Origin of the sequence: Streptomyces sp. NPDC056347 (assembly GCF_042262625.1) — a bacterium.
GTDB lineage: Bacteria > Actinomycetota > Actinomycetes > Streptomycetales > Streptomycetaceae > Streptomyces.
The window spans coordinates 1-3,623 of sequence record NZ_JBHJQP010000310.1; the positions used below are offsets into that span (position 1 = coordinate 1).

Consider the following 3,623-nt stretch of genomic DNA (forward strand, 5'->3'; position numbering starts at 1 on the left):
AGGAACATCCTCGGGCCCGTCCGGCACATCGGGTCTGGAGCGGCGGTGGCTCAGCCCTCGGTCTTGGCGGCGGCCGCACGCGGCGCCCGGCGCCTGCGCGGCTTGGCCTCGCCCTCGGCGGCCGGGGCCTCGGCCACGGCCTCCGTCTTCGGCTTGGCGGCCGTACGGGTACGGCGACGCGGCTTGCTCTCCGGGACCGGCTCGGAGATCGGCGCGATCTGGAAGTCGACCTCGTCCTCGACGGGCTTGACGACGCGGACGCGGCGGCGCGGCTTGGTCACCGTCTTCGCCGGGGCGGCCGGCTCGGCGATGGGCGCGATCTGGAAGTCGACCTCAGCCTCGGCCGGCTTGGCCACCCGGGTGCGACGGCGGCGCGGCTTGGCCTCGGACGCCTCCTGGTCGGCCCGGATCGGCTCGGCGGCGGCCTGCGGCTCCACCTCGATCACGGCCTCCACCGTGCTCAGCACCACCTCGGCCGCGGCCTCCGGCGCGGCGGCGACCCGGGCACGACGACGGCGGCGCGGCGTACGCGGCTCCGCCGGGGCATCGGCGGCCGCGGCCTCGGCCGGAGCCGGGGCGGCCGCGGACGCCGTCTCGTCGGCGACGGAGGTTCCGCCCCGGGTACGACGGCGCTGGCGCGGGGCGCGCGGCGGGCGCTCCTCGCGCTCCTCGCGTGCGGCGGGCGCGGCGGACTTCCGGCCGCGGCCACCCGTCTCGCCCAGGTCCTCGATCTCCTCGGCCCGCAGCCCCGCCCGGGTCCGCTCGGAACGCGGCAGGACACCCTTGGTGCCGACCGGGATGTCCAGCTCCTCGAAGAGGTGCGGCGAGGTGGAGTAGGTCTCGGCCGGGTCGTTGAAGTCGAGCTCCAGCGCCTTGTTGATCAGCTGCCAGCGCGGGATGTCGTCCCAGTCGACCAGCGTGATCGCGATGCCCTTGGCGCCCGCGCGGCCGGTCCGGCCGATGCGGTGGAGGTACGTCTTCTCCTCCTCCGGCGACTGGTAGTTGATGACGTGGGTCACACCCTCGACGTCGATGCCGCGGGCCGCGACGTCGGTGCAGACCAGCACGTCCACCTTGCCGTTGCGGAAGGCGCGCAGCGCCTGCTCGCGGGCGCCCTGGCCCAGGTCGCCGTGGACCGCGCCGGACGCGAAGCCGCGCCGCTCCAGCTGCTCGGCGATGTCGGCCGCCGTGCGCTTGGTGCGGCAGAAGATCATCGCGAGGCCGCGGCCGTTGGCCTGGAGGATGCGGGAGACCATCTCCGGCTTGTCCATCGAGTGGGCCCGGTAGACGTGCTGCGAGATGTTCGCGACGGTCGCGCCCTCGTCGTCGGGCGAGGTGGCGCGGATGTGCGTCGGCTGCGACATGTAGCGGCGGGCGAGGCCGATGACGGCGCCCGGCATGGTCGCCGAGAACAGCATCGTCTGCCGCTTCGCCGGAAGCATGGTGATGATCTTCTCGACGTCGGGCAGGAAGCCCAGGTCGAGCATCTCGTCGGCCTCGTCGAGCACCAGGGCGCGGACGTGCGAGAGATCGAGCTTGCGCTGTCCGGCCAGGTCGAGCAGCCGGCCCGGGGTGCCGACGATCACGTCGACGCCCTTCTTCAGGGCCTCGACCTGCGGCTCGTACGCCCGGCCGCCGTAGATCGCGAGAACGCGGACGTTGCGCACCTTGCCGGCGGTGAGCAGGTCGTTGGTCACCTGCTGGCAGAGCTCACGGGTGGGGACGACGACCAGCGCCTGCGGCGCCTCGGTCAGCTCCTCGGGCGCCGCCCGGCCGGCCTCGACGTCCGCGGGGACGGTGACGCGCTCCAGCAGCGGCAGACCGAAACCGAGGGTCTTGCCCGTGCCGGTCTTGGCCTGGCCGATGACATCGGAGCCGGAGAGCGCGACGGGGAGCGTCATCTCCTGGATGGGGAACGGGGACACGATGCCGACGGCCTCGAGGGCCTCGGCGGTCTCGGAAAGAATCCCGAGGTCACGAAACGTAGTCAGGGTGCTGCCTCTTCTGTGAGACGCGGCCCGAGGCGAACGCTGGGGGTCGTACCACGCCGGAATGGGTCATCCGGCCGCGGATGGGCCGGGTGGCGCGGGACCACTGCCGTCGCTCGAGCGCTCGTGCCGCTGAGGGGGTCCCTCATCTGCGGTCGTGCGTGTCGCACGACCCGCGCGGAGGGCTGTCGGGTCGGAGCCGATCGGGCCACCGACCGGGCATCCTCATTCGTTTTCACCATTTTCACGCCACCGGTACATCCAAAATACTCAGTAGGCGCAATACCACTGTACCCCGGATTCGCGCATGTGTGTTGGGCGAATTCATCGGAACGGTGTGATGTCACTGGTCGGCCGGGCCCTTCCGTCCCCCGCCGGGCGGGCTATTCTGCGCTCCATGGAGACGCCTGACAACGCCACTGAAACCCCTGAACCCACCGGTATCGCCGCCCAGGACTGGGCCACCGCGTCGGTGGACCCGCAGTACCGGGCAGCGGTCGTGGACCTGCTGGGAGCACTCGCGTACGGGGAGCTGGCGGCCTTCGAGCGGCTCGCCGAGGATGCCAAGCTCGCGCCGACCCTGACCGACAAGGCGGAACTGGCGAAGATGGCCTCCGCCGAATTCCACCACTTCGAGCGGCTCCGTGAGCGCCTGGCCGAGATCGAGACCGAGCCGACCGCCGCGATGGAGCCGTTCGCCAAGGCGCTCGACGACTTCCACCACCTGACCGCGCCCTCGGACTGGCTGGAGGGCCTGGTCAAGGCGTACGTCGGCGACTCGATCGCCAGTGACTTCTACCGCGAGGTCGCCGTCCGGCTCGACTCCGACACCCGCTCCCTCGTCCTCGCCGTGCTCGACGACACCGGCCACGGCAACTTCGCCGTGGAGAAGGTGCGCGCCGCGATCGAGGCCGACCCGCGCCTCGGCGGCCGGCTCGCGCTGTGGGCCCGGCGGCTGATGGGCGAGGCGCTCTCCCAGGCGCAGCGGGTGGTGGCCGACCGCGACGCACTGTCGACGATGCTCGTCGGCGGCGTGGCGGACGGCTTCGACCTGGCGGAGGTCGGGCGGATGTTCTCGCGGATCACCGAGGCCCACACCAAGCGCATGGCCGCGCTCGGACTGGCCGCGTAACGGTCCGCGCACCGGGGCCGGCCGCCGGGCCGGCCTCAGGCCGCCGCTGATCGGCTCAGCCGATGACTGCGGGGGCGGATCAGCAGGGAGAGCGTCACGGCTCCGATCAGCGCCGAGCCGATCAGTGTGGCCGCCGCATGGCCCGGCCCCAGCACCGAGTGCATGAGAAACGCGCCGAACAGCGCTCCCAGCGCGCCGGTGGTGAGGACGGCGCGGCGGGACGGCAGCCGGTGCGACAGCGAGCGCAGCGCCAGCCAGGCGAGAACGAGCCCGAGGGCGACGGAGCCGAGCGGTTCCAGGATCACGGATGATCACCTCGCGAATAGCGGGGCGGTGAGGGGACGAACGGCGCATCCGCGCCGGACGGACCCCAGATACGGTCGTTGGTGGTCCTACCCGAGGTGGCCGGAACGCAACCCTCCTCCGCACCGCCTTCGCAACCGGAACATCCGACGCGCACCCGCGGCCCGCCCCCTCCCGCACGAACGGGCGGCGGCCCGGTG

3 protein-coding genes are annotated in these 3,623 nt (G+C 72.6%); 1 reads left to right on the forward strand and 2 read right to left on the reverse strand.

What is annotated here, in order from left to right; all coding sequences use genetic code 11:
- Positions 1–50: 50 nt before the first annotated feature.
- A complete protein-coding gene (locus ACFCV8_RS35715) occupies positions 51–1,901 on the reverse strand; it encodes a DEAD/DEAH box helicase (RefSeq protein WP_376689721.1) in 1,851 nt (616 codons plus the stop codon).
- Between the two features lie 484 nt (positions 1,902–2,385).
- Between ACFCV8_RS35715 and ACFCV8_RS35720 the strand changes: the two genes are divergently transcribed.
- Positions 2,386–3,120: a ferritin-like fold-containing protein gene (locus ACFCV8_RS35720; RefSeq protein WP_376689722.1), complete on the forward strand. Its 735-nt coding sequence runs from the start codon at positions 2,386–2,388 to the stop codon at positions 3,118–3,120.
- A 35-nt stretch (positions 3,121–3,155) separates the two neighbouring features.
- Here ACFCV8_RS35720 and ACFCV8_RS35725 read toward each other — a convergent pair whose 3' ends face one another.
- Positions 3,156–3,425: a hypothetical protein gene (locus ACFCV8_RS35725; protein WP_376689723.1), complete on the reverse strand. Its 270-nt coding sequence runs from the start codon at positions 3,423–3,425 to the stop codon at positions 3,156–3,158.
- Between the last annotated feature and the right edge of the window lie 198 nt (positions 3,426–3,623).

Coding starts and splice junctions, on each gene's coding strand:
- ACFCV8_RS35715 (WP_376689721.1), bottom strand. CDS start 1,901: ATGACGCTCCCCGTCGCGCTCTCCGGCTCCGATGTCATCGGCCAGGCC.
- ACFCV8_RS35720 (WP_376689722.1), top strand. CDS start 2,386: ATGGAGACGCCTGACAACGCCACTGAAACCCCTGAACCCACCGGTATC.